The sequence below is a fragment of the Shewanella sp. SM87 genome (assembly GCF_025653705.1).
Classification (GTDB): domain Bacteria; phylum Pseudomonadota; class Gammaproteobacteria; order Enterobacterales; family Shewanellaceae; genus Shewanella; species Shewanella oncorhynchi.
Genome location: NZ_JAKKSC010000010.1, coordinates 129,613 through 156,046 on the forward strand (window position 1 = coordinate 129,613; position 26,434 = coordinate 156,046).

26 protein-coding genes are annotated in these 26,434 nt (G+C 45.3%); 9 read left to right on the top strand and 17 right to left on the bottom strand.

Features of this window, described 5'->3' with window-relative positions:
* Positions 1 to 10: 10 nt before the first annotated feature.
* From L5M11_RS10430 to purT, 4 genes are all read right to left on the bottom strand, one after another.
* Complete coding sequence (locus tag L5M11_RS10430; protein WP_263192049.1) at positions 11 to 2,293, bottom strand: hypothetical protein; 2,283 nt, start codon at positions 2,291 to 2,293, stop codon at positions 11 to 13.
* Positions 2,283 to 3,749, bottom strand: coding sequence for a DUF3142 domain-containing protein (locus L5M11_RS10435; RefSeq protein WP_263185539.1), 1,467 nt, complete (start codon positions 3,747 to 3,749; stop codon positions 2,283 to 2,285). The genes L5M11_RS10430 and L5M11_RS10435 overlap by 11 nt, the downstream gene beginning before the upstream one ends.
* Positions 3,750 to 3,891: 142 nt before the next feature.
* Positions 3,892 to 5,616 carry an RluA family pseudouridine synthase gene (locus tag L5M11_RS10440; RefSeq protein ID WP_263192050.1) on the bottom strand — a complete coding sequence of 575 codons (1,725 nt, stop codon included), beginning with the start codon at positions 5,614 to 5,616 and terminating at the stop codon, positions 3,892 to 3,894.
* Positions 5,617 to 5,866: 250 nt separating this feature from the next.
* Positions 5,867 to 7,042 (bottom strand): formate-dependent phosphoribosylglycinamide formyltransferase, encoded by a 1,176-nt coding sequence (gene purT, locus L5M11_RS10445; RefSeq protein ID WP_263178460.1) that lies wholly within the window; start codon positions 7,040 to 7,042, stop codon positions 5,867 to 5,869.
* Positions 7,043 to 7,323: 281 nt separating this feature from the next.
* Here purT and L5M11_RS10450 point away from each other — a divergent pair, with 281 nt between their 5' ends.
* The 4 genes from L5M11_RS10450 (at position 7,324) to L5M11_RS10465 (ending at position 11,468) form a co-directional block, all read left to right on the top strand.
* Positions 7,324 to 7,716, top strand: a complete 393-nt coding sequence (locus L5M11_RS10450) for a DUF3302 domain-containing protein (RefSeq protein ID WP_028759246.1) — start codon at positions 7,324 to 7,326, stop codon at positions 7,714 to 7,716.
* Between the two features lies 1 nt (position 7,717).
* On the top strand, positions 7,718 to 8,863 hold the full coding sequence (locus tag L5M11_RS10455) for an HlyD family secretion protein (RefSeq protein ID WP_263185527.1): 1,146 nt from the start codon (positions 7,718 to 7,720) through the stop codon (positions 8,861 to 8,863).
* A 95-nt stretch (positions 8,864 to 8,958) separates the two neighbouring features.
* Positions 8,959 to 10,470 (top strand): AAA family ATPase, encoded by a 1,512-nt coding sequence (locus L5M11_RS10460; RefSeq protein ID WP_263192051.1) that lies wholly within the window; start codon positions 8,959 to 8,961, stop codon positions 10,468 to 10,470.
* 437 nt (positions 10,471 to 10,907) lie between these two features.
* Positions 10,908 to 11,468 carry a hypothetical protein gene (locus L5M11_RS10465; RefSeq protein ID WP_263192053.1) on the top strand — a complete coding sequence of 187 codons (561 nt, stop codon included), beginning with the start codon at positions 10,908 to 10,910 and terminating at the stop codon, positions 11,466 to 11,468.
* A gap of 299 nt (positions 11,469 to 11,767) precedes the next feature.
* Here the strand turns inward: L5M11_RS10465 and L5M11_RS10470 are convergent, their stop codons facing one another.
* From L5M11_RS10470 to cysP, 4 genes are all read right to left on the bottom strand, one after another.
* Positions 11,768 to 12,898 carry a sulfate/molybdate ABC transporter ATP-binding protein gene (locus tag L5M11_RS10470; protein WP_263185530.1) on the bottom strand — a complete coding sequence of 377 codons (1,131 nt, stop codon included), beginning with the start codon at positions 12,896 to 12,898 and terminating at the stop codon, positions 11,768 to 11,770.
* Positions 12,895 to 13,761, bottom strand: coding sequence for a sulfate ABC transporter permease subunit CysW (gene cysW / locus L5M11_RS10475; protein ID WP_028759251.1), 867 nt, complete (start codon positions 13,759 to 13,761; stop codon positions 12,895 to 12,897). Before cysW ends, L5M11_RS10470 begins: the two co-directional genes overlap by 4 nt.
* A gap of 9 nt (positions 13,762 to 13,770) precedes the next feature.
* Entirely contained in the window at positions 13,771 to 14,616 is an 846-nt protein-coding gene (gene cysT / locus L5M11_RS10480; protein ID WP_105249982.1) for a sulfate/thiosulfate ABC transporter permease CysT, read from the bottom strand.
* Between the two features lie 187 nt (positions 14,617 to 14,803).
* Positions 14,804 to 15,811 (bottom strand): thiosulfate ABC transporter substrate-binding protein CysP, encoded by a 1,008-nt coding sequence (gene cysP / locus L5M11_RS10485; RefSeq protein WP_028759253.1) that lies wholly within the window; start codon positions 15,809 to 15,811, stop codon positions 14,804 to 14,806.
* A gap of 212 nt (positions 15,812 to 16,023) precedes the next feature.
* Here cysP and cysM point away from each other — a divergent pair, with 212 nt between their 5' ends.
* Positions 16,024 to 16,902, top strand: a complete 879-nt coding sequence (gene cysM / locus L5M11_RS10490) for a cysteine synthase CysM (RefSeq protein ID WP_263164178.1) — start codon at positions 16,024 to 16,026, stop codon at positions 16,900 to 16,902.
* 94 nt (positions 16,903 to 16,996) lie between these two features.
* Here the strand turns inward: cysM and L5M11_RS10495 are convergent, their stop codons facing one another.
* Entirely contained in the window at positions 16,997 to 17,533 is a 537-nt protein-coding gene (locus tag L5M11_RS10495; RefSeq protein ID WP_198573002.1) for a DUF4136 domain-containing protein, read from the bottom strand.
* A gap of 176 nt (positions 17,534 to 17,709) precedes the next feature.
* On the opposite strand from L5M11_RS10495, the gene L5M11_RS10500 reads away from it, so the two are divergent.
* Entirely contained in the window at positions 17,710 to 18,015 is a 306-nt protein-coding gene (locus tag L5M11_RS10500; RefSeq protein WP_263192054.1) for a DUF1289 domain-containing protein, read from the top strand.
* Between the two features lie 86 nt (positions 18,016 to 18,101).
* Here the strand turns inward: L5M11_RS10500 and L5M11_RS10505 are convergent, their stop codons facing one another.
* From L5M11_RS10505 to L5M11_RS10525, 5 genes are all read right to left on the bottom strand, one after another.
* On the bottom strand, positions 18,102 to 19,370 hold the full coding sequence (locus tag L5M11_RS10505; protein ID WP_263185534.1) for an ATP-binding protein: 1,269 nt from the start codon (positions 19,368 to 19,370) through the stop codon (positions 18,102 to 18,104).
* Between the two features lie 11 nt (positions 19,371 to 19,381).
* Entirely contained in the window at positions 19,382 to 20,095 is a 714-nt protein-coding gene (locus L5M11_RS10510) for a response regulator (RefSeq protein ID WP_006080570.1), read from the bottom strand.
* Positions 20,095 to 20,505, bottom strand: a complete 411-nt coding sequence (locus L5M11_RS10515; protein ID WP_028759258.1) for a DUF3019 domain-containing protein — start codon at positions 20,503 to 20,505, stop codon at positions 20,095 to 20,097. Before L5M11_RS10515 ends, L5M11_RS10510 begins: the two co-directional genes overlap by 1 nt.
* 5 nt (positions 20,506 to 20,510) lie before the next feature.
* Positions 20,511 to 21,374 carry a MipA/OmpV family protein gene (locus L5M11_RS10520; RefSeq protein WP_028759259.1) on the bottom strand — a complete coding sequence of 288 codons (864 nt, stop codon included), beginning with the start codon at positions 21,372 to 21,374 and terminating at the stop codon, positions 20,511 to 20,513.
* A gap of 362 nt (positions 21,375 to 21,736) precedes the next feature.
* Positions 21,737 to 21,973, bottom strand: coding sequence for a hypothetical protein (locus L5M11_RS10525; RefSeq protein ID WP_028759260.1), 237 nt, complete (start codon positions 21,971 to 21,973; stop codon positions 21,737 to 21,739).
* An 808-nt stretch (positions 21,974 to 22,781) separates the two neighbouring features.
* Between L5M11_RS10525 and L5M11_RS10530 the strand changes: the two genes are divergently transcribed.
* The gene (locus L5M11_RS10530) at positions 22,782 to 23,345 is read left to right on the top strand and encodes an acetate uptake transporter (RefSeq protein ID WP_113939919.1); all 564 of its coding nucleotides are present in this window, start codon (positions 22,782 to 22,784) and stop codon (positions 23,343 to 23,345) included.
* Positions 23,346 to 23,412: 67 nt separating this feature from the next.
* On the opposite strand, the gene L5M11_RS10535 is transcribed toward L5M11_RS10530, so the two are convergent.
* Positions 23,413 to 23,883: a YcxB family protein gene (locus L5M11_RS10535; protein ID WP_219255296.1), complete on the bottom strand. Its 471-nt coding sequence runs from the start codon at positions 23,881 to 23,883 to the stop codon at positions 23,413 to 23,415.
* Positions 23,884 to 24,124: 241 nt separating this feature from the next.
* On the opposite strand from L5M11_RS10535, the gene L5M11_RS10540 reads away from it, so the two are divergent.
* Positions 24,125 to 24,463 carry a DUF1971 domain-containing protein gene (locus tag L5M11_RS10540; RefSeq protein ID WP_168825047.1) on the top strand — a complete coding sequence of 113 codons (339 nt, stop codon included), beginning with the start codon at positions 24,125 to 24,127 and terminating at the stop codon, positions 24,461 to 24,463.
* A gap of 99 nt (positions 24,464 to 24,562) precedes the next feature.
* Here the strand turns inward: L5M11_RS10540 and L5M11_RS10545 are convergent, their stop codons facing one another.
* Both L5M11_RS10545 and L5M11_RS10550 read right to left on the bottom strand, forming a co-directional pair.
* Positions 24,563 to 24,979, bottom strand: a complete 417-nt coding sequence (locus L5M11_RS10545; protein WP_263192055.1) for a VOC family protein — start codon at positions 24,977 to 24,979, stop codon at positions 24,563 to 24,565.
* Positions 24,980 to 25,035: 56 nt separating this feature from the next.
* Positions 25,036 to 25,650 (bottom strand): NADPH-dependent FMN reductase, encoded by a 615-nt coding sequence (locus tag L5M11_RS10550; RefSeq protein ID WP_263192057.1) that lies wholly within the window; start codon positions 25,648 to 25,650, stop codon positions 25,036 to 25,038.
* A 147-nt stretch (positions 25,651 to 25,797) separates the two neighbouring features.
* Between L5M11_RS10550 and L5M11_RS10555 the strand changes: the two genes are divergently transcribed.
* Positions 25,798 to 26,433 (top strand): helix-turn-helix transcriptional regulator, encoded by a 636-nt coding sequence (locus L5M11_RS10555; protein WP_263178455.1) that lies wholly within the window; start codon positions 25,798 to 25,800, stop codon positions 26,431 to 26,433.
* Position 26,434 lies beyond the last annotated feature (1 nt).

Sequence of the window (26,434 nt, forward strand, 5' to 3'; positions counted from 1 at the left end):
TGGTTATTTATTATTGAGTTTTTCTTCTACGCATCCACCACACACCCAATAAGCCTGTGAGGGCTAATACGCCAAATACGACGGGCTTTTTCAGCTTGTGGTACAGGGCGTTCCATTCTGCCATTTCATTCGCCTGCGCTCGTTTTACTGCACCGTCAAAATCGGGCGCTTCACACTGCAAACCAAAGTTCTCGGCCCAAGGCACAAAGGGGCCGTTGGCGACGTATTTTTTGTAGTAACGTAGGGCAAGTTCTTGATCTCGATACAAGACCCAACCTGTGGCTTGGCAGAGTAGCGCTGCATAGGCTTGGCTGTTGTGGGGTACATGATCCGATGCCTTGTTGGCTAGTTCTGCTGCCGTGTAGCGATAATGGAAGCGTTTATCGGGAATTGCTTGGCTGGCGCTGATCCGCAGTTGTTCTTTCTCAGCCAGTTTGCTCGGCTCATTCCAATCACTTAGATCGAACACACCTTGGTAAATAGTGTAATCTGGGGCTAATTCAAACCCTAAGAGTTCCATGCCTTGGTGGCGGGCAAGTTCGGCAACAGCCCAATAGGCTTTCGCGCTATCAATGCCTTTTGTTTTTTTCGCTGCATTCAGCTCTGTGCCGTAGGCAAGGGCGCTGGCATTCAGTTTAGGATTAGGGAAGTAAACCGGCGCTTCAGCTATCGCGCCTTCGCGTAATAGCCTGCGACCTAACAAGTAGCGCAAGCGGTTGTTAATTGGCTCAATATTATCGTACCAGTCGCTGTCTTTAGGGTATTCAAAGGCGATAAATGGCACATGTTCGTCGACAAATAACTTAAGTTCAGCCGTGGTGAGCACGCGCTCCGCCACATAGGCGATGTCTTGCCAGTACTCATCACCGCTGGCGAGTAAGTGATTGAGCGCATCGACATATTCGCCACGCTCTAGTGACAACACTCCTTGCTCGGCACGAATACGACAGTAAGTGGCTGTATCTTCATCGGCATTAATGGCTTGTTGCTGAGTTTCTTTAGCGTCAACTGTGGTCGAGATCTTATTGAGTTGCTCAGGGAAGTGACGCGCTGCCTGAGCATAGGCCTTGGCAGCTTCTGCTTGATCGCCCTTTTGTAGCATTAATTTTGCGTTGAGCCACCAAGTGAGGCCGCTCGGTTTCGCTAGCGTTAATAGGCGCTCAGCACTGGCATAATCCCCTAACTGGTAATAAATCGCCGCTAATTTATCGCCATGGTTGAGCTGTAAGCCATCGGTTGGAAATACTTTAAGGAGCTCAGCAACCTTTAATCCCATTTCCGAAAGCTGGCCATTATAGGCGAATTCATTAGTGCTGCTTTGCCAATAGGCAATCAATAACTGCTGCACGCTCGCCTGTTGCAGTAGCGGCTGAAGTTCAGCAATCTCTTTACTCATCAAAGTGCGGCTTAACATCAATAAGGAATCATAACCGCCGCTATCGCCCTGTACCGATTGGGTGGCATAGAGCTCAATAGCTTTATTCAGTGCATCAAGGGTGAGAGCCATTTGCAGCTCTGACTCAGTTTCACCTGTAGCTTGATTGGTCAATTGCGGGAGCGGCTGGCCTTGGTGTAGCAGGATATAGGCTTGTTCACCTAAGCTCGCTAAACTCAAACGCAGGGGATCGGCTGCGCCTTGTGCGACTTCGGTTTGTAATTGTGTTAGGTAAGCATTAGCACGATTAAAATGTTCAGGATCAGCCGAAGTCTTGCTTAAGATAAGCTCAATACGCGACAGCGAATAGAGTGCCCACAGGCTACGAGATGCGCGTTCACTTTGTGGTAATTTAATGATTTTGCTGAAATAGTTACTCGCCCTCTCATAATCTTTTGCTTCAAACGCTACGGCACCTAAGGTGTACCAAGTTAGCGCTTGTGGTAGATCTTTGTCTAACTTAGCGGCCATTTGCTCGGCTTCAATGGGGCCCGTTGCATCCCGCAAAGTGTTCACTAAGGCTAAATGGGCGTCACTTAACTCGCTGTTTTCAAAGGCGCGAGTTTGTGAAAGATAACGGCTATGCACTTCATCCCAGAGATATTCCTGTGCAGCGGGTGCATCTTGATACTGCCAAGGTAAAGGCTTGGCGAGGGCGGTGAGCTGTTGGCTAAAGGAGGTTTGCGGTAAATAACTGAGATTGCTCTGCCTATCCTGAGTGAGTTGCAAAGGAAAATCGGGGCCGCAGGCCAATAGCATAGGGGAAAATAAGCTTAAACAAATGAGCGTGGTCTTTTTAAGCATAAAAGCCCGATTGGGTGTTGCCATGGTAAACGATAGTTTTGGCTTATGGCGCATAAATTCCCTGTAAATATAATGACTCACAACGTGCCCAGCCTATCACTTTTTGGCCGCCAGGGTTGAGCATGTGTGTTTGAATGTCTCTGTTTGATTGCGGCATAGGCATGATTGCAGTGCGTGAAACTGTTTTGGTTGGTGTCAACGCTGCTGTATTCTCAGCTCGCCATTGCCACGTTAACAGCCCATCTTTTTGTATTACGCTATAGCCATTTTGCGCATCATACCCGCTGCAAGCTTGTCCCGCTAGCGACAAAAGAGGAGGAATTTCACCTGCAATATTACCGTGATTCATTAAGCTCAGTTGGAATAGCTGTGGCTTGCGGATTTCCAGATTTTTTGGCTTATTTTCAGCGGCTAATATCGTTTGGGCTGTGGCCTTGTTATCGCTTGATATCACTAATTCAATCTTGGCGGCAAGTTCACCTTGCTGTGCAACGGCGATTAAGGTGTTGAGTGGCCAAACCCTTTTATCCCCTTCCAGCGGCAGCCGAAACCAGATAATGCCTCTGAGTTTGGCATCTTTTTGAGTGTGTAGTTTTTGCACAAAGGCTTGTAATACTAGAGGATCGGCCATCAGTTCCTGTACTGCATTGGCTGATTTGAGTTGATCGCGCAGCGGTGTTTCACTTTCAACTTGATAACCTGAAGCTGTACTGATGACCGCCGAACCATAGGCGGGGAGCGCAATAAGGTAAGGCACAGTGCTGATATTTGAGAGTTGCTGCACCCACTGCCAACCTTGAGTCGCATCGAATAGTCCGAGGCGTGGATCGCTTACGCTGTGAATTTGTAGCACCAGTTCATCAATACTGGTGAGTAACACGGGAAAATCGGCGCTACTGAGCCAAGCGGGCAGTGCAGTAATGCTGAGTTTGAGTTCTGCGGGTAACTGCGCTTTAAGCTTTTTAAGAAAATCTCGATAGGCTGGCAGTTTACTGTTGGCACTGTCGTGGTCGATTTCAACCCCCGCGATGTGCGTGCCTTTTGCCTGCCAATTTGCTAGTACTTGGCTGATTTTATTGATCACTTGTTCATCATTTAAATGCGCGAACTGACCATCTAAGCGAATCACGGCAATTTTTGGCCTAGGATCTGCCTGCAACCAAGCATGATTGACCGCAACTTCAAACCAAATGTCTGCGCCATTGGTTTTGGGATGTGCTTGCAGCGCTAAAATACGTAATCCTTGGAATGCACCTTGGCTTTGCACTAATGCCGTTTGATTGGCGGGGCGCCATTGGCGCTGCCAGATATAGACTTCCTGCGCGAGTGGAGCACGAGGCATTACGGTTGCGGAGGTGATTTCTGCTGTATGACTGGCATTTGGGTTTGCCTTGAGTTCACGGGGCTCCGATGCGGGCTGACAGGCGCTCATAAATACGGCGGCGCTCAACAAAGCAAATAAGAACCATTGATTTCGGCTTATGTTTTTAACCAGATTGCCTATGCCCATACTACTGCTATCGATTCGTTTTGAGTGAGGCATTACTATGCCCGAAAAATGCCACTTATACATCGCGGTCAAACTTCTGATAATGCCCACTAAGCTTGGTTTTCCTTTTGGTGCCTTGCTAATCAATATCAGAACTCAGATCTCAAAAATCAGGATCGACTTGAAAGCGCATCTGTCCACGGGTGACGGGATGTTGAAGTAGCAATAAATCTGCATGCAGATGCAGGCGATTGGCACGAGTGCCGTACAGATCGTCACCCAAAATGGGCGTATTTAGCCCTTCTGAGTGGGCGCAGTGAACTCTGAGCTGATGGGTTCGGCCCGTTTTTGGGGATAGATATACGCGGGCTGTACGTGCCATTTCATCGATATGGCTTAATTCCCAATAGGTTTGGGCCGCTTTGCCAAACTCATGGCAAACGAGTTGTCTCGGTCTATCGTCTAAATCGCCACGTAGGGGTAAAGAGATTTGTCCGGCTGCCTGCTTATCTGCCATTGCTGTAGGGATCCCTGCTAAAAGTGCCACATAACGTTTAGTCACTGTGCGCTGGATAAACTGTTTTTGCAGTTGTTTATGGGCGTCTTTTGTCAATGCGATCACCATTAATCCCGAGGTCGACATATCGAGCCTGTGGACGATAAGTGGTCCTGTGGCATTGGGAAACATTTGACGCATGCGCGAATACACTGAGTCTTCAATCTCTTTGCCGGGCACTGATAAAAACTCGGCGGGTTTGTTCACAATCGCCATCGTCTCGTCTTGGTAGAGTATGCTTAAGGTTTTGCCTTCGGCGGGGTTCGTCAGCAGCGGATTATCATCGACAACAAGCCCTTCGAGCATATGCCCCAAGATAGGTTGGCATTTACGCAGACAGGCAGGATAAAACTGCTTATGTTGGCGAATTTCTGATTTTGGCGGCGCCCCCCACCAAAATTCGGCAATCGCCAATGGTTTAAGACCGTGTTTAAAGGCGTAATGTAGCAACTTAGGGGCGGCACATTCTCCCGAGCCTGCTGGCGGCGTTAACTCAACCGTCCCGTTAAATATGCCGTTAAGGCTTTTTTCTGAGCCGCGAATATTCAAAAAACGATACTGCTCAAACAGCTTTTGCTGCAGCGCCGCCGAGAGCTGTTTACGCTGTAGTCTTAATGCGTCACGCTTATCAGTGAGCAGAGTTAACGCTTGGCTGATGGCATGGATACGTTCATCCCAATAGCGTTTAATATCTCTTAACTGATTCTTTTCATTAATGCTTTCTTGGCTGAGTTTAGCTTCGATTGCCGTATTTTCACGTAAAGTCTCATCAGTCGGATTGGCAGCCCATTGCACTGCGAGTTGATTGCGCTGCGTCTTGCGGGATTGACGGCCGTCGATCATCACTTGCCTGTGGGCGGCAAGCTTGGCTTGTGCTTGAGCTTGCTCAGCGTTGAGTTCGCTCGATAGCCGAGGAATATCGGGATGATTTTCTACTGCAAGTAGCTGCTCGTTAATTTGGTTGATTTGCCGGTTTTCGGCGTGGAAAAAATTGTCCTTAGCCAGCATATCAAACACAGGTGGAACGAAGCGTGGCCAATGGTTCTGCTCAGCTAACTTGCCCGAAAATGCCGACAAATAGCCCACTTTCCCCTGCGGATCTTGCACTAAAAGTACACCAAACATTTTACCAATGGCACCGGTTAACTCCCCCGTGAGGCCAAAGTTATGTTGCCAATCGTTTTGAGTCTCAAGGTGGCGTTGTAATTCGTTGGCAGCGATCACGCACAGTGGATGCGGTTCGTAATAGAAAGGAAAGGTAAAACGCTGCGGCAGGACATAGGCATCAATGGCTTGTGTGAAAGAGGTAAAGCAAGAAGGCTGAAGATGCATATTGGGGTCTACTGTTGGTTTTACTTATCTGGGTTAATTATCGGAGTTAATTATCTGGGTTAAGCCACAACTTAGGATGAGGGCTAGCAAGAAAGGGCGTTAGTTTACTCTGTCGATTTGGGACTGTCGATTTTGGGCAGTCACTTTTTATTAGTGCGGCTCTGTGTTGAAAAAGGGAAATGGCAGTAAAGCGCATTTCCCTTTGATGTGTCGCTTGTGCTTAAAGCCAATTTTAAACGGCTAAACCCGCTTAAAAGATGACTTTCACTTTACTGGCGCTATCGAGTGCTTTGCTGATTGCGCTGTCGATATCGATATCACGGGCAAGCGCGACACCTAAACGGCGGCGACCATCAATATCGGGTTTGGCGAATAATCTAAGCTGAGTGTTGACCGCTTCTAATGCCGCACCAATCCCTTGGTAGCGGATATTGCTTGAGGTGCCTTCGGCCAAAATCACCGCCGAGGCACTTGGACCATGCTGATGGATATTGGGAATAGGCAGGCCGAGAATCGCTCTCACATGCAGGGCAAATTCCGATAAATCTTGGCTGATGAGTGTGACTAAGCCTGTGTCGTGGGGTCTTGGCGAGACTTCAGAGAAATACACTTCATTGCCTTTAACAAACAGTTCTACGCCAAATAATCCATAACCGCCAAGGGCTTCGACGACTTTGCTCGCAATCGCTTGGGATTTTGCTAACACTTCATCGGACATGGCTTGTGGCTGCCATGACTCGCGATAATCGCCATCTTCTTGCCTGTGGCCAATGGGAGCACAAAAATGAATGCCGTTGACTGCGCTGATGGTTAACAGGGTGATTTCATAATCGAAGGGAATAAAGCCTTCAACTATCACGCGACCGCCGCCGGCGCGTCCGCCTTCTTGGGCGTATTGCCACGCTTTATGGCTGAGGGCGATATCGCGAATAACGCTTTGGCCTTTGCCCGAGGAACTCATGACTGGCTTCACCACACAGGGAACGCCAATTTCACTAATCGCTTGATTAAATTCGGTTTCGGTATCACAGAAAAAATACGGAGAAGTTGGTAGACCTAAGGTTTCAGCGGCGAGGCGGCGAATACCTTCCCTGTCCATAGTGAGCTTCGTTGCCCTAGCTGTTGGGATAATATTCACCCCTTCGGCTTCCATGTCCACTAAGGTTTGGGTGGCGATGGCTTCAATCTCTGGGATGACTAAGTGCGGTTTTTCTAACTCGATAACCGCACGCAGGGCGTTGGCATCAAGCATATTGATCACATGGGAGCGATGCGCGACTTGCATGGCGGGGGCGTTGGCGTAACGGTCAACGCCAATCACTTCAACGCCTAAGCGTTGCAGTTCAATGGCGACTTCTTTGCCAAGTTCACCGCAGCCGAGCAACATGGCGCGTCGTGCGCCCTCAGTGTAGGGAGTGCCTATCATGTGTGGGTACCTTTGAGATTGTAGGGATGATGAGTTTTATGCTTGCGTTCTATGCCGCAATGATGTGGCTAGTTTAGCCTGAACAGGCTTTAGGATCATGGAGTAAATTGACAAGTGTGTCCCGGATCACTGGGGGCAAAAACGAAACAGCATATCTTTGGTTAATATTGGGGCTGAGGTTGAGAGTAAACTCAAATGTTAATGTCATGTTGGTGGCATGTTTGGAGACCATCCACTAATCTTTGGGATGGAATACATATTATTAATACAAGGAGATGCAGATGTTCTTAGATTACTTTGCGTTAGGTATTTTGTTTTTTGTCATCATTATTATGTTTTATGGTGTCATTGCCATTCATGATATCCCCTATGAAATAGCCAAAAAACGTAATCATCCCCAGCAAGATGCATTGCATATCGCCGGGTGGGTGAGTCTATTCACCCTACATGCTATTTGGCCATTTTTATGGATCTGGGCGACTTTATACCGTGAAGATCGCGGTTGGGGGTTCAATACTGTAATGAAGCGAGAATTAGTTTTAGAGGAGGATGTGAATTCATTGCGTGAGACGGTCAGAGGGCTTCAGACTCGGCTTGAACAGTTAGAGCAAATAACTCCCATGAATATAGCGCCTGCTGTGGATGCGATAAAAACAGACAAAGTTGAGGTATAACATGGATTTATTACTCATACTCACCTATGCGGCCGTGTGTATTGCTATCTTTAAAGTCTTTAAAATTCCGATGAATAAATGGACTGTTCCCACCGCAGTGCTGGGTGGGGTGTTCATTATTGGTACCTTATTGCTCGTGATGAATTACAACCATCCTTATTCTCGTTTTGCCCGTGAATATTTTGTCACTATCCCTATCACCCCCGCAGTAAAAGGCTTAGTGACTTCGGTGGAAGTGCAGCCTAATGTGCCAGTTAAACAAGGGGATGTGTTATTTCGTCTTGATCCTATTCCCTTCGAAGCCGTTGTTAAACGTAAACGCGCTGCTTTGATGGAAGCAGAGCTCCAAGTGCCACAACTCGCCGCGGCATGGGAGTCGGCTAAGGCTAATGTAGAGCGCGCTAGGGCCGATAAAGACCGTAATAAATCTGCCTTCGAGCGTTATGAGTTAGGCCGCAAGAAAGGGGGCGCGAATTCGCCTTTTACTGAACTGGAACTCGATAATAGGCGTCAATTGTACTTAGCCTCAGAGGCACAACTGACCGTCGCGAATGCTGAAGAACTGCGTGTCAAGCTGGCCTATGAATCTAATATTGATGGTGTCAATACTAAAGTAGCTGGCTTGCAAGCTGATTTAGCCAGTGCACTCTACGATTTAGAACAGACAGTCGTGCGGGCACCCTCAGATGGTGTGGTGACGCAAATGGCGCTTCGTGCGGGAGCGATGGCAGTGCCTTTACCATTACGTCCCGTAATGAGCTTTATTCCCGACGAGCAGCGCTACTTTGCGGGGGCATTCTGGCAAAACTCGTTAATGCGTTTGCAGGAAGGTGATGAGGCTGAAGTGATATTGGATGCCGCTCCAGGACAAATCTTTAAGGGGAAAGTGGCGAAAATATTACCCGCTATGGCTGAAGGTGAAATTCAAATGGGCGGCGCGCTGCAATCATCGGCTCGTTTATTTCAAAATGGTCGCGTGATTGTGCTGATTGATATCGAAGATGATGCTATCCGTAAGCAATTTCCCGCGGGTGTTTCTGGGCAGGTTGCAATTTATACTGAACATTTCCATCATGTCGCTGTGATGCGTAAAGTATTGCTGAGGATGCAAGGTTGGTTGAATTACTTGTTTTTTGATGGACATTAACCCTTAATCGGTTAACTTTTGTCTGTTGTATCAAGTCCAGTTCGCTGGACTTTTTTGTGACACATTTTTGGGTGAATAAAAAGGAATTTGAAAGCATGCAAGATATTCACGATTTAACCTCAGTGCTGCGCTCCAATACGCCAATCGTAGTGATTGAAACCTATGAAGAATATCGCGTGGTTGAGTTGCTTAAGCGGGTCGCCAGTGTGCTCTATCAACCTGTGTTTACATGGAGCATTACCCAAGGCCTAGCACGGGTCGATAAGCCCTTGGCGGCGCAAAAGTTTAATAGCGAACCTACAGATTTGCTCGGGCAAATTAAATCAACCTCGCAGCAGGGAATTTATGTGCTGTGCGACTTCCATCCCTTTGTGATTGATGCACCTAAGAATGTCCGTTTGCTTAAAGAAATCGCCCTTGAGTACGAGACGCTGCAACACACATTAGTGCTGGTGAGCCATGCCTTTGAAATCCCGCCTGAAATCAAACGTTATTGCGCTTATTTTCACTTAACTTTGCCAAGTACTGTGCAATTGCAAAATCTGATTTATCTTGAAGTTGATAAAATTCGTCACCAAGGTACGCCGCTACAGGTCGATGATGCGGCTGTGGTCAAATTAGCCGATAATCTGCGGGGCGTGACTTTAGACGATGCCCGTCGTCTCGTACGCAAAGCCATAGTCAATGATGGTGCTATTACCTTGTCTGATATTGATGCCATCAATAAAGCCAAGTTTCAGCTACTCGATCTTAATGGTGTGCTGCAATTTGAATACGACACCAGTGATTTTTCACAGGTTGCAGGACTGCATAATCTAAAAAAATGGCTCAAGCAGCGCTCGCCCATAGTGGCTGTCAGCGTCATTGACCAAGACGGCCAGCCGACTCCAGTTCAGCACGTCAAAGCGCTCGATGCGCCCAAGGGGATTTTATTGCTGGGCGTTCAGGGCAGTGGTAAGAGCCTCGCGGCTAAGGCGGTTGCGGGCGTTTGGCAACGACCTTTGCTTAGGCTCGATATGGCAGCCTTATATAACAAATACATAGGCGAAACCGAGAAGAACCTGCGTAATGCACTGGATCTGGCTGACATGATGTCGCCCTGTGTGCTTTGGATAGATGAAATTGAAAAAGGCTTAAGCGGGAGTAGCAGTGATGAGGGAACATCGACGCGGATACTCGGCACCTTACTCACTTGGATGGCGGAGCGTAAATCTGAAGTGTTTGTGGTGGCTACCGCTAATGATATTCAAGTTCTGCCGCCAGAGTTGATGCGAAAGGGCAGGATGGATGAAATCTTTTTTGTCGATTTACCCGACGAAGCCATACGCAAAGCTATCTTCTTAATCCACTGTAAGCGCCGTGGAATCGATGTGGCGAGCTTAGATCTCGCCCAGTTATCGGCGCGTAGCCAAGGATTTTCCGGCGCCGAAATCGAACAAGTCGTTATTGCTGCCATGTATACCGCAAGAAGTGTCGAGTGCAGTGTCGACCAAGTGCTATTACTTGAAGAACTTAGTAAGACACGGCCTTTATCTGTGGTCATGAGCGATAAAATCAATGCGCTACGACAATGGGCAGCAGGCCGAACCGTGAATGCCCATGAGTAAGATTTCTCTCTCAAGAGATATTGTTTTAAATTGTCACCATATTAAAAACTATAAAATAAGTACTTAAATCATTACGGCGTGGAAATAGACGCTTTAGATTTATAAAATTCAGTGTAACTCGAAGTTAAATGAAAGCTATGTGATATGTTTTTACTATTTTTCTAGATTTGAAACTATATGAGCGGAGTTGTATTTTCATGACGAAATCACTTCTATAAGGCTATTAGCTAACATTGCTTAGATAATAAGTTTCTCTAAGGTTTGTATACCGTTCGATGCTATCTATGTGGAGGTTTTATTTGAAATCTTGGCTTAAAAACTATCAGATTAAAGAGCAAGAAATTAACTCAAGATAGAGGTTTGCTAACTTAAATTGGCCGATTGTTTGTGATGATCTTTTGTTATTCCTTAAATCCATATTTAAGGATAATCCTCAAGTGTTTCGTGATTTCTCAATATCTAAGACCAATGGTGATTGTGGAAATACTGGCTTTTGGGGTTTTGATTCGTTACAAATCATTCAAAATGACAAGTTTACTGGGACTGGTAGATGGACAATAAATAATGGGAAGAAGACATTGCAGCACGAAAAAGATTATGGAGTTTGCCTAGATATAAATCATTCGATTATAGGTACATTTCACGTATTCCTCAAACGACCAAAATGCGACATTTCAACGCGAAAAAATCCTGATTTATTACTTTTTTATACAGATGACCCTCTGGAACTTACGAATAAAAAGGTTCTTGGATTCATAAAAACAATGCTTTTCTATGTTCATGCAACTAGTATCCGTCGAAAACTTTCGGTTTTAGATCGGTTGAAATTAGCATCGTTGGAATTAAGGAGCCATATAAGGCGGAAAAGCATGTCTAGTTACATGTATGAACTTATATCAAATAGCTTTTTAGCTTTCACTGCTGTAATTATAGGTGCAATATCTCTATATGTTGCTTATCTAACACTGTTAGCAACTATTAGTGCTATTAGCGGATGAAATATATACATAATATTCCATAGTTCAACTCCGAAGTGCGGCACTCTTCAATTAAGCCGCTAGTTGATTAATTATTTCTTCGGAGGGGACAGCGCCAAGATCTAGCTGACGTTTTTGGAGGTATCTTGGGCTTTCTCGTTACCGCTTGCATCAAAAATCAAAGCTGTCGCTATCACCAAAAGTTGTCGCGGCAATGCCTAATGAGTGCTTTAGTGTTTGGCGTGACAATATCTCTCTAAATGGTTTGAATCTTAGCGGTATCCACTCCCTGTGGTACCGCTATTCCTATTATGATGACATTAGATATCAAAGGCGAGACTGCCCGGAGTCAGGAATGGCCAACTTAGACGCGTCGGTGAACTCTCACCCTGCGCACCAAAGAAGTAAGCTGTTCTTGGGGTAGCGTAAACTACACTGCCTTTTTGCAACCCGAGTTCCTGCAGATTATGGTGGGTGAATTTGGCTTCCCACAGTTCTTCGCTATGCCAGCCGTGTGGGGCTAATTCCAATCTAACTTCGGCGCCAATGGGGGTAATGGCGACAATATTGAACGGCAAATTGGCCTGACTATTGGGCTTATTTGACAGTGCTAATTCGTGACTGCGTACATAGAGAACACCATCTTGCTGCAGTGTTTGCTGTTCTGGAGGTGTTAAAAATGCTTGACCATTTTCCCAACGTTTTTGTTGCCAACTGGCTTCAAAGACATTGACGTTACCAAGAAAATCAAACACAAAGCGACTATTGGGATGTGAGTATAGCTCAGCAGGTGTATTAATCTGCTCTATATGACCATTGCTCATCACTACCACTCTATCTGAGAGCTCAAGCGCTTCATCCTGATCGTGGGTCACAAACACGCTGGTGAATTTCAATTCATCATGCAGGCTGCGTAGCCAGCGGCGTAGTTCTTTACGCACTTTAGCATCCAAGGCGCCAAAGGGTTCATCCAGTAGCAAGACTTCTGGTTGGGTCGCGAGTGCGCGGGCCAATGCAATGCGCTGTTTTTGTCCACCCGAGAGTTGTTCAGGATAGCGCTGTGCGAGATGGCCTAGTTGTACTGTTTCTAGCAGTTGTGTCACTCGCTTATGAATTTCTGCCGCCGAAGGCCTTTGTTTTTTCGGCATGACTTCGAGTCCAAAAGCGACGTTATCGGCGACCGTCATATGACGAAACAGCGCATAGTTTTGAAACACAAAACCTACGCGTCTTTCACGCACATGCACTTGGGTGACATCTCGGTTGCCGAATTGAATTTGGCCGCTATCGGCTCCTTCAAGACCGGCAATAATCCGCAGCAGTGTGGTTTTGCCTGAACCTGATGGTCCCAGCAGACCAATCATTTCCCCTTCTTGAATATCGAGATTAAGTGGGGAAAGCGCCTGAAATTGGCCAAATTTCTTGGAAATATTAGTAAGACGAATACTCATAGTTGGCTCTGCTCTTTATTGTCATTGGCGGTTAAACTGCGTTGTTGCCGCCATTCCACTACGGCTTTTAACATTAGGGTAAATAGGGCGATCAGGGCCAGTAATGACGCGCTCGCGAAGGCGGCTTCGGCCTGATAATCTTCATACAATAATTGCACATGTAAAGGTAAGGTATTGGTTTCGCCGCGAATGTTGCCAGACACGACAGCAACGGCACCAAATTCGCCCACGGCTCTGGCATTGGTGAGGATCACACCGTAAATCAGTGCCCATTTGATGTTGGGTAGGGTCACGCGGCGAAAGAGTTGCCACCATGAAGCCCCGAGGATCACTGCGGCTTCTTCTTCAGATGCGCCCTGTTGTTGCATCAATGGGATCAGTTCTCTGGCCACAAAGGGGCAAGTGACAAAAATGGTCACTAATAGTATTCCCGGCCAAGCAAACATGATCTGCAGATCGTGCTCATATAGCCATTCGCCCAGCCAACCACTGTTGCCATAGAGCAGCAAATAGAGCAAACCTGCGACGACAGGGGAGACCGCAAATGGAATATCAATTAGCGTGATCAGTAATTTGCGACCGGGGAATTCAAAACGAGTCACGCTCCACGCCAGCATGATTCCGAACACTAAATTGATGGGGACAGTGAGTGCTGCCACCATCAGTGTTAAACCAATCGCATGCAGCGAATCCGGTTGAGTTAGGTGCCCAATATAACGCTCCCAACCTCCGACAAACGCCTGCTGAAAAATACTCACCAACGGCAATAGCAACAATAGCAAGCCTAAGAGCACGGCGAGGGTAATAAGGCTCCATTTGATCAGGGGCGCTTCACCGACTCTTAAGGGTTTAAATGAGTTCATATTCGTTCCTTATCGACCATGAATGCGGCGCAGATAACGCGCCTGCCACAGGTTTATCAGCAGTAATAGCAGTAACGAGGTCATCAGAACCACTGAGGCAATGGCGCTGGCACCTGCAAAATCAAATTCTTGCAGGCGGACAAAGATCATTAACGAAGTGATTTCACTGATATAAGGCATATTGCCAGCGATAAAGATCACTGCACCAAACTCACCCAGACTGCGGGTAAAAGACAGTGCCGTTCCAATCATTAATGCTGGCCAAAGAGAGGGCAAAATAACCCGCCAGAATACCGAACGATCCGAGGCGCCAAGCGTCATTCCCGCTTCTTCTTCCTCGTGGGATAACTCTTCGAGAACGGGTTGTACCGTACGAACCACAAAGGGAATACTGGTGAAAATCATCGCGACCACTATGCCTAGCGGGGTGTAGGCGACTTTTATGCCCCATTCAGCTAATAGACTACCGATTTGGCCGTTTTCCGCATAAAGGGTGGCTAAGGTGATACCGGCAACGGCGGTCGGCAAGGCAAAGGGTAAATCTACCAAGGCATCTAAAATGCGTTTGCCGGGAAATTCATAACGCACGAGTACCCATGCGAGTAATAATCCGAAAAGGCAGTTAAATAATGATGCCGCGAGCGCCGATAGTATGGTGACTCGGTAACTGGCAACCACTCTGGGATCGGCAATCACGCCCCAGTATTCGGACCAGCTCATTGAACTGGTCTGCATGATTAGGCCTGTGGTCGGCAATAATAGGATTAGGCTGACAAACAGTAGTGACACACCTAAGCTGATGGTAAAACCGGGAAGAACCCGCTTATGGCGTAAACGCCCGTTATTAAAAATCACAGAATAATCACCCGATCAGGTTAATTGCGTTAAACCAATACTATTTATACGGTTCGCTCGTTGTTGGCTCAAGCCATTTGTTGGATGCAATCTTTACGGCTAACACTGATTGATAAATGCCAATTAGCGATAAACCCGAGACTTTGCTCGGGTTCAATGTAGATATCTTACTACATTAAGGACGATATCAGCGCTTTAATAGCTCATCGAGTTTTGCACCGTTAGCAAACTGCGTTTTCATGGCATTATCCCAACCACCGATGATTTGCTCAACAGTCAGCAGGTCAACGGTAGGGAACTGCTTAGCAAACTCAGCTTTTACCTTTTCGTTGTGTACACGATAGCTGAATCCTGCCAGTAGACGTTGCGCTTCTTCGCTGTAGAGATAATTCAAATACTCAGTTGCGAGTTCCTGTGTACCGTTACGCTTAGCATTTTTTTCAACTACAGCGACGGGGAACTCTGCCAGAATCGAGGTTTTTGGTACAACCACTTGGTAATCGTCCGTACCATACTGCTGGCGGATATTGTTCACTTCCGATTCAAAGGTAATTAATACATCACCGATCCCACGTTCAACAAAGGAGGTGGTCGCACCGCGGCCGCCGGTATCGAATACTGCGACATTACCGAGGAATTTTTTCAGGAATTGATCCAGTTTAGCCTGATTATCCTTACCATAGTTTTTCTGAGCATAACCTAATGCGGCTAAATAAGTGTAGCGAGCATTACCAGAGGTTTTTGGGTTAGGAAAGACCAGTTTAACGTCATCTCTCGCTAAATCGCCCCAGTCGCTGATCTGCTTTGGGTTACCTTTGCGTACCAAAAATGCAATGGTGGAATAGTAAGGTGAACTGGCGTTAGGCAGTAATTGTTGCCAATTTTCTGGGATCAATTTACCGCGATCGTGCAGAACTTGTACGTCTGTCACTTGATTAAAGGTCACCACATCTGCGGGTAATCCCTGCAGAATAGAGCGTGCCTGTGCAGATGAGCCTGCATGGGATTGTTTAATTTCGACGGTTTTACCTGTTTTCTCTTCCCAATGTTTGGCAAAAACGGGGTTGTAGGCATTGAATAATTCCCGTGCGATATCATAAGAGGAATTAAGCAGGGTTTGATCTGCGGCAGTCACATTGAGTGAGGTTCCCAGAATGAGGGTTCCTAGCAGGGCCTTTATCAATTTTACGGACATTTTTAACTCCTTAATCTGGCAATTTTGTCAGCGTTATGGCACCTAGAGTAATAGAATTAATTGTTTATAAAAAGCCAGTTGAATAGAACTTTTTTGAATAACTATGAGCGATTTATTTTATGTTATAAGCAGTATTCACCGTGTTTGTCAGTGGTAACCGACTTAGAATAGGCTATCGCTTAGTTGTTTTTATCAAGTAAAGGATAATCCTAGTGTCTGACTTTCCGACAATTGAAGCCTGCATCGGGCAAACTCCGCTGGTTCGCTTGCAGCGGCTTAACTGTGGTACTTCCACTGTACTATTAAAATTGGAAGGCAATAACCCCGCGGGTTCAGTAAAAGATCGTCCTGCACTCAATATGATTATTCAGGCCGAACTTCGCCAAGAAATAAGCCCTGGTGATACGCTTATTGAGGCAACGAGTGGCAATACTGGGATTGCGCTGGCGATGGCGGCGGCAATCAAAGGATACAAGATGATCCTGATTATGCCGAATAATTCGACTCAAGAGCGTAAGGATGCGATGCAAGCCTATGGCGCAGAGCTCATGCTAGTGGATAACATGGAGACTGCGCGGGATTTGGCGCTGCAGTTACAAAGCGAAGGCAAAGGTAAGGTGCTGGATCAATTTAATAACCAAGATAACGCTAATGCCCATTTCCTCACGACAGGCCCTGAGATCTGGCAACAGAGTCTAGGCAAAATTACCCACTTTGTGTCAAGTATGGGGACGACAGGTACCATAATGGGTGTGTCCAAATACCTTAAAACTTGTAATCCCGACATCACTATCGTCGGTCTTCAGCCCGCCGATGGCAGTGCTATTCCAGGGATTCGGCGTTGGCCGCAGGCATATTTGCCTGGTATTTTTGATGCTTCTTGGGTTGATTTAGTTATGGATATTGAAGAGCAAGATGCAAAAGCCATGGCGAGAACCTTAGCGCGAGAGGAAGGGATTTGTGCTGGAGTCAGTTCGGGCGGTGCCGTGTTTGCTGCGCTGGAGATTGCTAAACAATATCCGGGTTCTGTGGTCGTGGCGATTGTCTGTGATAGGGGCGATCGTTACCTTTCGTCAGGGCTTTTTTCCTGAGTCCTAGATTTTTACTCTAAGCATATTGAGCGATATGAATGTTTGATGGGTGAAAATGGGCGAGACGCGCCCATTTTTACCCTTTAAAACGTGATCATTTTTTCGGTGGGAATTGCGTCAAAATTCGGTTGACGGCTTTGGCGGTATCTTGGGCTTTCTCGTTACCGCCTGCATCGAAATCATAGCTGTCGCTGCCACGCCAAATAAGAGCTTTGGTCTTAGGATCGACAATATCTATCTGAATGGTTTGAATTTTAGCGGTATCACTCCCCAGCGGCACGCCAACACTGGTGCCTATGCCAATCCCGCCCGAATTTCCGAATGTGCCTGTGCCTAATCCAATGGATAGCCCTGAATCTTTGGGCTTATCTTGGGTGAGTAAGGCGTAGGCGACGTTAAAGTCGGGCGACGCTGTATTTTCTACAAACCCTTTTTGAGTCAATTGGTTGTTAATTTCTACTTGAATACGCTGGGCGCTTAACGGGTCATCCGTCGGCTGTGGTGTTAACTGGGTAAAGCTGCGTAGTGCGGTGAAGTCGTAATTGAGATCATAATCGTTTTTCGGTTTACTGCTGCAAGCGCTTAATAAGGCAACAGCGACGAGCAGACTGGCAAAGTGACGGTATCCCATGATAGTGCTCCAAGTTGTACAAACTCTGTTCAATGTGCCTTGATTAAGGTTGTTTCTGCAAGTACTTTAGATAAGTGTGTTGTATTTGAATCGCTTTGAATGCAATCCAACGGTATCTTTTTTAGCGCGGGTCGTTTTGAGTATGGTTCATTTTTAGATAGGAATAGCGGCGGGTTATGGAACAGTTAGCCTTTTTTGATATCCCGAGTCCTTGTATCGGTGTGTGTGTTACCGATGTGCGTGGTTACTGTAATGGTTGCCTGCGAAGCCGTGACGAAAGATTCAATTGGTTAACGTTTTCAGATGCGCAAAAGTATGATGTCATTCGCCTGTGTACTCAACGTAAACGTCGTCGCCAGTTAGCGATGATGAAAGCAAGGCAAGCACAAATAGAGCAAGAAAGGGCAGCGTTAAATCCACAGTTGAATTTTGAGCCTGAGCCCGAAGCCGATCTGGATTTTGGGGACATCGAGCTAGACTAATAGGTTGAATTAGCTTGTTTAACTTGCTTTTTACATTTGCGAGTGAGATGCATGAGTGACTTTTGTTTATCTAATCCTAATGCTTATCACTGCTTACGTTTCTTTGGCCAGATTAAACTAAAGCGGGTATGTTGCGTATCGCTGACGACGCTCACATTCCCTTGATGTCGTTGCATAATCCGTTTGATGATCGCAAGGCCTAAACCATGTCCTTTATTGCCATTCTGTACCGATTGGCTGCGATAAAATGGCTCGAACACTTTCGGTAAATCCACCGCTGGGATAGGTTCGCCGTCGTTACTCACACTTAAATTGACCCTGTGCTGGGTCTGCTTAACTTCAATGATGATTTCAGTGCGGGCAAAGCGTTGCGCATTGGTCAGTAGATTTTGTAGCGCCCTTTCGATTAATGCGGGTTCTCCGAATAAGGGCAGTTTTTCGACTTCGGCTTTGAGCGTTATAGGCGTTGGACTTAAGGTTTCTAGGCGCTTAATACTTTGATTGATGAGATTAATTAAATCGTACTCATCCAACTGGATACCTTCTCGCTGTGACTCTAAGCTGGCGTAGGTTAGCAGTTCTTGAAGTAAGTCTTCCATTTCTTTGATGTCGAGCTGCATTTCATCGAGAAAGTCTTGTCGCTTCTGTTCGTCCGAATCTGGCTGACAATACATAGGCATAAGTGCAAGAGCAAATTTGAGCCTCGCCAGTGGCGTGCGGATCTCATGGGATACCGCATTAGAAAGGTGTTTCTGGTTCTCAATCAAGGCGCTGATATGTCGCGCCATTTCGTTAAACGTATTGGCTAAGGGCTTAACTTGGGAGCGATTTGACAGGGTAATCCGCGTGTCCCATTTGGCTTCGCCAAATTCTTTGGTGGCCTTACGCAGTATGCTCAAATCCCGTGAAAGCGGGCCGACCCAAATTAGCGCAACAAGGGCGAGTGATAAATAAAAGAACAGGGTGAACAGGCTGCGAAGGTTGGCTCTGGGATCTATGTCCAGCGGCCCCGCCATTAAGACTTGATCGTCTACTCGAATAAACTGCAGCAAGCTATCATCATTGGCCGTGGTGGTGAACACCTTGCTTGTGCTTAACGCTTGATTATCTGCCAGCGCGACTTGATCTGCATTGAGTAATTGCAGTGGCATCACAGGGTTCGCTGGGATCGCCTCCAGATACCGTTGGCGGGCATCGGGAGGTAATTCCGCTAATAATTGCGCCAATGCCACTAACGGCGCATCGAGGGCATTATTGTCATCAACATTCTTCTGCCACAGGCTGTCGAGTGTCCAGCCAATCCCAAGCACGCTGAGACTGAGTAGCAAATATAAACTGATAAAGAGACGTTTCACTGTATTTGTGCTTAGTTATTCCAAGCTTCAGGAGCAAAGAGATAACCTTGTCCCCAAACGGTTTTAATTCTGAAAGGTGTCTCAATATTATCGTTGAGTTTTTTACGTAATCTAGAGATCCGCACGTCAATTTTTCGATCTTTACCATCAAAATCAATATTGAGTAACAACTGATAAATATACTGACGGCTGAGCACTTGGCCTGCTTGCGAGGCCAGTAACCACAGCAATTCGAATTCATGGCTGGTGAGATCAATTTCAGTTTCATTAAGACGAATCGCATGGGTATGCGGGTCGATACTCAATTTACCGAAGGTTAGACAGTGTGATTCTGCCTGTGGTGGCTGATTCTGACGGCGAAGTAAGTTGTTGATCCGCGCAACTAACAGAGCAGGATCGACGGGCTTGACCACGTAATCATCGGCACCGAGTTCTAGTCCTTTGATTTGATCTTCACTTGAGCCAAGTGCGCTCATCAATAGAATTGGACCTGCGAAATAATCGGGCAGTTTCTCACACAGAGTGAGGCCATCCATGCCCGGTAGCATAATGTCTAACAGTATGATATCTGGCTTGTAATTGATTAATCGTGTTAGCACTGTATCGCCACGGCGTTCAACTTCAACATGCATACCATGGGATTTTAGGTAATCTACAATCAAGTTTGCTAGGCGAACGTCGTCTTCAACCAATAATACTCTGTGGTTCGATTGTGGGCTTGTCATTAAAATAAACTCCAAGGGTTGCGGTAACGTCTGCGAACCTGAGGTTGTGATGCAGAAGTGATTTTAAGTTTGGCACCAGCCAAAGTTTGGTTACTGTCTTTACTCACCATGACAAATTGAATATCCGTCATAGTGTGGATTTTCATGCTTAACGTATGGGTTGAAACTGAATCACTGCACCATTTGGGATAGGCGGCGTTGTCGGACAAGATACAGATAAGCTCATCTTTAGCGAGTTCCCACTGTAGTTCTATATAGACGTCACAGGCCTCAGTTTCTGAACTTGTGATGCAAATTTCGGGTGTGAGTTTGAGTGCCGAGTCGCGAGTTTTGGCTTGTGCTGAACTTTGGCCCATCAAGCCGAGGCTTAGACCTATAAAGCAAAGCAAGCTTAACTGAGGCAGTGTCACTAACGTTAGAACCTATAGGCAGCGCCGATAAAGTAGGTGCTGCTATAGTCTTGGTCTAACAAGGGACTGGCGGCAATCTCATCGGCAATTAGAGTGTAACGAACTGCCAACAGTAGATCCCAATTGTCAGTTAATATGTAACGGGCCGTCATTTCCGCACCTTTATCCCAACCTGATTTTGCTTGATATTTTTCGCTCCAATAGGCGTTTTCACTGGGTCTAACGCTGTAATAATAATCCACTACGGCTTGGCTCTTCCAATCAAATACCAGCGCAAACTCAAAAATGAAACGATCGTAATCCCAGCCATAGGTCCATTTTATTTGTGCTTCTGAACCTTGATGCACATTAAACATATCATGAGTGTACGCCAATCTAATAATACCGAGCCGCGTATAGATGAATGCTTCGGCACCGCCAAGTAAGGTGAAGTTCCGAGTCTCTAAGGAATTAAACTCAGGCTCGGGCTCAGTCGACAAAGCCATACTATTTATGGCTTTGGCTTCAACTTGAGTGCCACGATTCAAAAAGATATTTGATGGGTCCCATTGATAGAAGTAGGCTCTATCTAAGCTATAACTTGTTACTAAGTTAATTGTAAAGCTTTCTTGCTCGGCTAAGGTATAACCTAAATTACCATTGTCGAAGAACCAGTGTTCGCCGTAATAGGCCACTGTTGGAATAAAGAACAATGGAATATCGTCAAAATCCCTGAGTGGATTGCTTTTTTGTCCCCAGCCTATGGCGATGCCTAGATCCCAGTTGTTCATCTCAATACATTGATTTTCTGGTGCACAGGCTTCTTTCGCCATTCCGATTGCAGGCAAAATACTTAAACTTGTAATGAGGACAAAAAGAATACGATACATGATTTAACGATTAAGGGCTGAGGTTAACAATACAGGAAAACAGATTAGCATTTTATGCTCAATTCAACAGTGGTTTCATTCACGGAGATGCAAAATGATACAGCTATCAATTAAATAATAAATTTATGGATTGCACAATATGTTGATAGTCATGCTAAAAGCTTATCTTGGCAGCTTTCGTACGGTTAATTGTGGATGTTAAATTTTGTGTTTTATAAGTTTCGAGTGTAACTGAAATGATGTTAATTATGATGTAAAAGCTGTGTTGCTTGGAAATAATAATGCCATTCGCAAGTGTGAATGGCACAGACTGAAGCCGAATAACCTACTTTGCGGTAATAACACAGAGATTAGAATGAAGATTAATTGACCTCAGTAACTGACTTGTAGCCCATTTCTGTCAATTGATCGTTTACACAATCAAGCACATATTGTTTTAGCTCAGCATTTTCGACTTGATCTTCAGAGGCCATCTGCTGGCACACTTCTTTCAGCTGAGCGAGATCGGCTGCTGGTGCAGGCGGTAAAGAGGAGTCGTCAGCAAAGGAAGTGAAACTTACTAATGCCAATAGAGTAAAAACAGCTGATAACTTATTCATTTTATTTCCTTTAGTTATGTATTGCCAACCACAGATTAAGAAGCATTCTCTTAATACCACTGTGCCAACATCAGCAATTTATCACTGCTATTCTGTTTTAGATATAAATAATTTTCACCTTTCTTGATTAAGGTTTTTTACCTTGTTTTCCCTTGATTCGCTTCAAGTAAATGGGCTGGCTGAGTGTACTTTATTTGCTCTAGTTTGATTCATTCTTAGCAGCCTTTTGGCTGCTTTAGATAGGTTCACAACCCTCCCTCTGAACTCATGTGTGCTAAGTTGGCTCTTCTGAACTTGTGCTTGAAATTAATCGATGAAACTCTGCAGATAAACTTATGTGCTTAACTTATGCGCTTAATTGTGTGTACTGTAGAACTTAGATTTCTTTCAAAAGTGCTGCTTACATCACTTTAAGGACTTATTTGCGATAAAGTGCATTATTATCACTGTTTATGGTCGATTTTTAATGAAGGTTTACTCGCCGCTGTTAACTGAATTATGCGGTAGTTATAAGAAGTTATATAAAATGAGATATGACGCATGTTGTAGGCCGTTTTTTTCTAGAATATTGAATTAAAAAGAATTAATTTTTATGTGTTTTATAGTTTAAATTTTATTTTACGGTTTATTATTTTAACTTTATGTTTTTATTATTTATTTTTATGTGTTCGTTTGTTTTTGATGATTACATTGCTAAGATTGTAGCTATCCTCTAGAATGCGCCGCTCTCGCAGGTGCGCGTGCATAAGATTAATGGCAAATGCTATTGATTTTTATTGAATTATTGATTTTTCTCTAGGGGAACTCTGTGTCTACAAAACTGGCTAATCCAGCGCCATTAGGTTTAATGGGCTTTGGTATGACAACAATTTTGTTAAACATTCATAATGCGGGATATTTCCCTATTGATTCTATGATCTTAGCCATGGGGATTTTTTACGGCGGCATTGGTCAAGTGATTGTGGGGATTATGTGTTTCATGCGCGGCGATACTTTCGGTACGACGGCATTTACCTCTTACGGTTTGTTTTGGTTAACGCTAGTGGGCCTCATTTTAATGCCTAATGCTGGCATTGCGGCGAGTCCAACGTATTTTATGGGCTGGTATTTAACGCTTTGGGGCATATTCACGGCATTTATGTTTGTGGGTTCTTTGCGTTATCCAAGAGCCAAACAGTTTGTGTTTGCTTCTTTAACTATTTTATTTTTCCTGCTGGCGGCGCGTGATTTTACGGGTAGCGCCTTGATTGGCACTATTGCGGGCTTTGAAGGGATACTTTGCGGTGCGAGTGCGATTTATTTTGCGATGGCGCAGGTGCTTAATAATGAGTATGGCCGTACGATTTTACCGGTTGGTGAATTGAAAAAGTAACGATTCAGCAATGCAGAGTTGTAAAAAAGGCTGATGAAGATCAGCCTTTTTATGGGTGTTAGCTGTACTAGATTTTAGTTTTAATATAGGCCACAGCTGCTTCATCTAAGCTACGGAGAGAAACATAACTCGTGCCTGCTTTGTGGGTGATCAAGAAGCCTTTTTCAGTTTCTTTAATCCGGTAAATGTCGGTCCATAAAATTTGGCTGGTCACAGACATGGATTGAGTATGAATCCCTTGCCCATCAATAGTGAGTGTGACCTCATTGCTGGCCGCTTTACTCATCATCTGACGCATCAACCACCATGCTTTGTGATACTTCACATTGAGCGCTTCGATAACACCTAACCCAACAAAAAAGTAAGCTAAATAAAGGCTAATATCGGTGAAAATAAGCGCGATACCTATCAGTGTTAATCCAATGGCTTTGTAGTAAGGTTTGAGCGTGGGATCTGGTACCACTGATTGCGTATAGCATTCATCGAAATGGGCTTTATCTAAAATATACGTTGTGGAGTATGAATAGGGCGTTGGCATCATGTCATCTAATTGAGGTGGCACTTAATGCGGGCTAGTGTAGCGATTACAGTGATGAAAGTAACTAACCTTGCTATTGCAAGCATGAATGAGCACTTTGGTGTTTTCAAATTCGACGTTCAAACCCGCTCGTTTATACAGGTCAAGATATGAGTTGGACAGAAATACGGCAACGGCTATATTAGTCTTGCCGTAAGCATTGTTCGATTTTCGTGATTTGACACAAGGAGTGCAAAACATCATGGCCTTAGTCCCCAAAGATTTTGTAAATTACAAATCAACGCCGGTTTTCAACCATGACAACGTCCCTAAAATGTTGCTGCACATGCACAATACTAAGGCTGGCGTATATGGGCAAATCCAAGTGTTAACGGGCAGCTTAAAGTTTTATGGCTATACGGGTAGCAGGGGCGAGTTAGATAAAGAAATTATTATTCGCGCAGGTGAAACCGCCATTTCACATCCTGAATATTGGCATAAAGTGGAGCTACTGACCGAAGATACTCAGTTTAGACTCCACTTTTATGCCCATAAGGATTCGGCCATTGTGGCGCAGCAACAATCCGAGCGAAGCGAATAGTGTCTAGTACCTAGCTCCTACACCCTATTCACTACATGCGGTTCTTGGCTACTTCTTTTTAATAACGATTTACGCTAGCTAATAGCTAATAGCTAATAGCTAATAGCGATTTCGTTCCGTTGGAATATCAGTTAAATACTCCACAAATTCCACTTCAAAGCCATGGGCATCGAAGAAGTAAATATTGCGTCGATAGGGATCTTCCATACCATCTTTTGCAATAGGGAAACCTGCCTGGGTCAGTCTTGCTATCACAGCATCTAAGTTGTCGGTCACAAAGGCAAAATGTGCCAGTCCAATTTGATGACCTGCCAAATCGCGGTTTTCACCTTCACCATTGTCACTAAAAGCAATGTATTGATAATCATCACCAAAATGAATCCAATTACGGGGTTTGCCGTACCAAGTGCCTTTATCACCACCACGAACACGCCAATGGGGGAAAGCCGCTTGATAAAAGCGCAGTGTTGCGGGGATGTCGTCTACCACTAAATTGATATGCTCTAAATGAATCATAATGCGTTCCTTGTAATGATTTTAGTCTGTTGCTGGTGGTTAAAATCTCAAGCCGCTTACATACCGTAACAGTATTCCTGCTGTTTTGGGTACGCTTGATTGGCATGTTGTTCACGAATGGGGGCTAATGCTTGGGCGTATTGATGCAGCATATATAAGCTGTATTGCACTCTTTCCCTAAGCGCGATATCGCGGGCACTCTCAGGGATTGCATTGAGTACATGGCTGACATTTCGGATGATTAAGTGATCGGGTATGGGCACTAATTTATTGTTTTTAAGGGCATTCATCTTCACTTCAACGATAGGATAGGTACCGCTAATACCGTCCGATATTGAGACTAATAAGGCGGGTTTATGGGCGGTTTCTTCGCGAGTACACATCAACAAAAAGTTCTTCAGTAATGGTGATGCCATGCCGCCCCATTCTGGGGTGATCAGCACTAGCGCATCGGCTTCATCGACTCTGTGCTCTATTTCGGGCCAGTGTTCACCTTTGTTGTCTTCTTCTCCGTCCCAAAAGGGCAGATTAAACAGGCATAGTTCTAAGTGATGTATCGTGTCGTAACCCATGTTGTGGGGAGATGAGAAACTGCTTTCCGCGATATAACGACCGACTTTAGCACTTTGTGAATCGGGTCTTTGGCTGGTGCTGATGATGAGTAATTCCATTAAGTAAACCTATTTGTTTATAAATTATTTGTAAGGTAATTGCTTTACTTAATCTTGTAAAGGATAAAGTAAATAAAAAAGTTTATTTAATCTGTTAAAGCTACGGAGATTGGGAGATAATGCTTCGGCTGAAATCGGGGAGACTCAATGAAAACTACTGATAAGATTATTCAATTACTCAAGTTGCATGGCCCGCTTACTGCTAAAACCTTAGCGGAGGAATTGGCGTTAACGACTATGGGAGTGCGTCAACATCTTCAGGCTTTGGAAGATATGGGTGATGTGGATATTGAGGATCGAGTTGAAGGCCGCGGTCGCCCAACACGTTACTGGGGATTGACCGAACAAAGCCGTACTCACTTTGCCGATCGCCATGAGGAATTGACGGTACAGCTAATTGACTCGGTAAAAATGATCTTTGGCGACCAAGGCTTGGATAAGCTTATCGGTCACAGGGAGCAAAGTGCGTTAGTCCAATATCGTGCGGCAATGGAAGGGGCTACTGATATTCCGACACGTCTGGCCATACTTGCAAAATTACGCTCGAACGAAGGTTATATGGCGACCATGGAACACATCGATGGCGTGTATTTTTTACTCGAAAATCATTGTCCAATCTGCGCCGCAGCGACTAAGTGTTTGAACTTTTGCCGCTCTGAGTTGCAACTTTTCCAGCAGTTATTCGCTGATATTGCCGTGGTGAGCCGCGAAGAGCATATCATCGAAGGTGCTCGCCGCTGTGCATATAAGATTGCGGTAATTAAAGTTGCGACGATAGCCTAGT

Excerpts from the sequence above, each read along its gene's own strand:
- L5M11_RS10430 (WP_263192049.1), bottom strand. The coding sequence starts at position 2,293 with ATGCGCCATAAGCCAAAACTATCGTTTACCATGGCAACACCCAATCGG.
- L5M11_RS10435 (WP_263185539.1), bottom strand. The coding sequence starts at position 3,749 with ATGGGCATAGGCAATCTGGTTAAAAACATAAGCCGAAATCAATGGTTC.
- L5M11_RS10440 (WP_263192050.1), bottom strand. The coding sequence starts at position 5,616 with ATGCATCTTCAGCCTTCTTGCTTTACCTCTTTCACACAAGCCATTGAT.
- purT (WP_263178460.1), bottom strand. The coding sequence starts at position 7,042 with ATGATAGGCACTCCCTACACTGAGGGCGCACGACGCGCCATGTTGCTC.
- L5M11_RS10450 (WP_028759246.1), top strand. The coding sequence starts at position 7,324 with ATGTTCTTAGATTACTTTGCGTTAGGTATTTTGTTTTTTGTCATCATT.
- L5M11_RS10455 (WP_263185527.1), top strand. The coding sequence starts at position 7,718 with ATGGATTTATTACTCATACTCACCTATGCGGCCGTGTGTATTGCTATC.
- L5M11_RS10460 (WP_263192051.1), top strand. The coding sequence starts at position 8,959 with ATGCAAGATATTCACGATTTAACCTCAGTGCTGCGCTCCAATACGCCA.
- L5M11_RS10470 (WP_263185530.1), bottom strand. The coding sequence starts at position 12,898 with ATGAGTATTCGTCTTACTAATATTTCCAAGAAATTTGGCCAATTTCAG.
- cysW (WP_028759251.1), bottom strand. The coding sequence starts at position 13,761 with ATGAACTCATTTAAACCCTTAAGAGTCGGTGAAGCGCCCCTGATCAAA.
- cysP (WP_028759253.1), bottom strand. The coding sequence starts at position 15,811 with ATGTCCGTAAAATTGATAAAGGCCCTGCTAGGAACCCTCATTCTGGGA.
- L5M11_RS10495 (WP_198573002.1), bottom strand. The coding sequence starts at position 17,533 with ATGGGATACCGTCACTTTGCCAGTCTGCTCGTCGCTGTTGCCTTATTA.
- L5M11_RS10500 (WP_263192054.1), top strand. The coding sequence starts at position 17,710 with ATGGAACAGTTAGCCTTTTTTGATATCCCGAGTCCTTGTATCGGTGTG.
- L5M11_RS10510 (WP_006080570.1), bottom strand. The coding sequence starts at position 20,095 with ATGACAAGCCCACAATCGAACCACAGAGTATTATTGGTTGAAGACGAC.
- L5M11_RS10520 (WP_028759259.1), bottom strand. The coding sequence starts at position 21,374 with ATGTATCGTATTCTTTTTGTCCTCATTACAAGTTTAAGTATTTTGCCT.
- L5M11_RS10525 (WP_028759260.1), bottom strand. The coding sequence starts at position 21,973 with ATGAATAAGTTATCAGCTGTTTTTACTCTATTGGCATTAGTAAGTTTC.
- L5M11_RS10535 (WP_219255296.1), bottom strand. The coding sequence starts at position 23,883 with ATGCCAACGCCCTATTCATACTCCACAACGTATATTTTAGATAAAGCC.
- L5M11_RS10540 (WP_168825047.1), top strand. The coding sequence starts at position 24,125 with ATGGCCTTAGTCCCCAAAGATTTTGTAAATTACAAATCAACGCCGGTT.
- L5M11_RS10545 (WP_263192055.1), bottom strand. The coding sequence starts at position 24,979 with ATGATTCATTTAGAGCATATCAATTTAGTGGTAGACGACATCCCCGCA.
- L5M11_RS10550 (WP_263192057.1), bottom strand. The coding sequence starts at position 25,650 with ATGGAATTACTCATCATCAGCACCAGCCAAAGACCCGATTCACAAAGT.
- L5M11_RS10555 (WP_263178455.1), top strand. The coding sequence starts at position 25,798 with ATGAAAACTACTGATAAGATTATTCAATTACTCAAGTTGCATGGCCCG.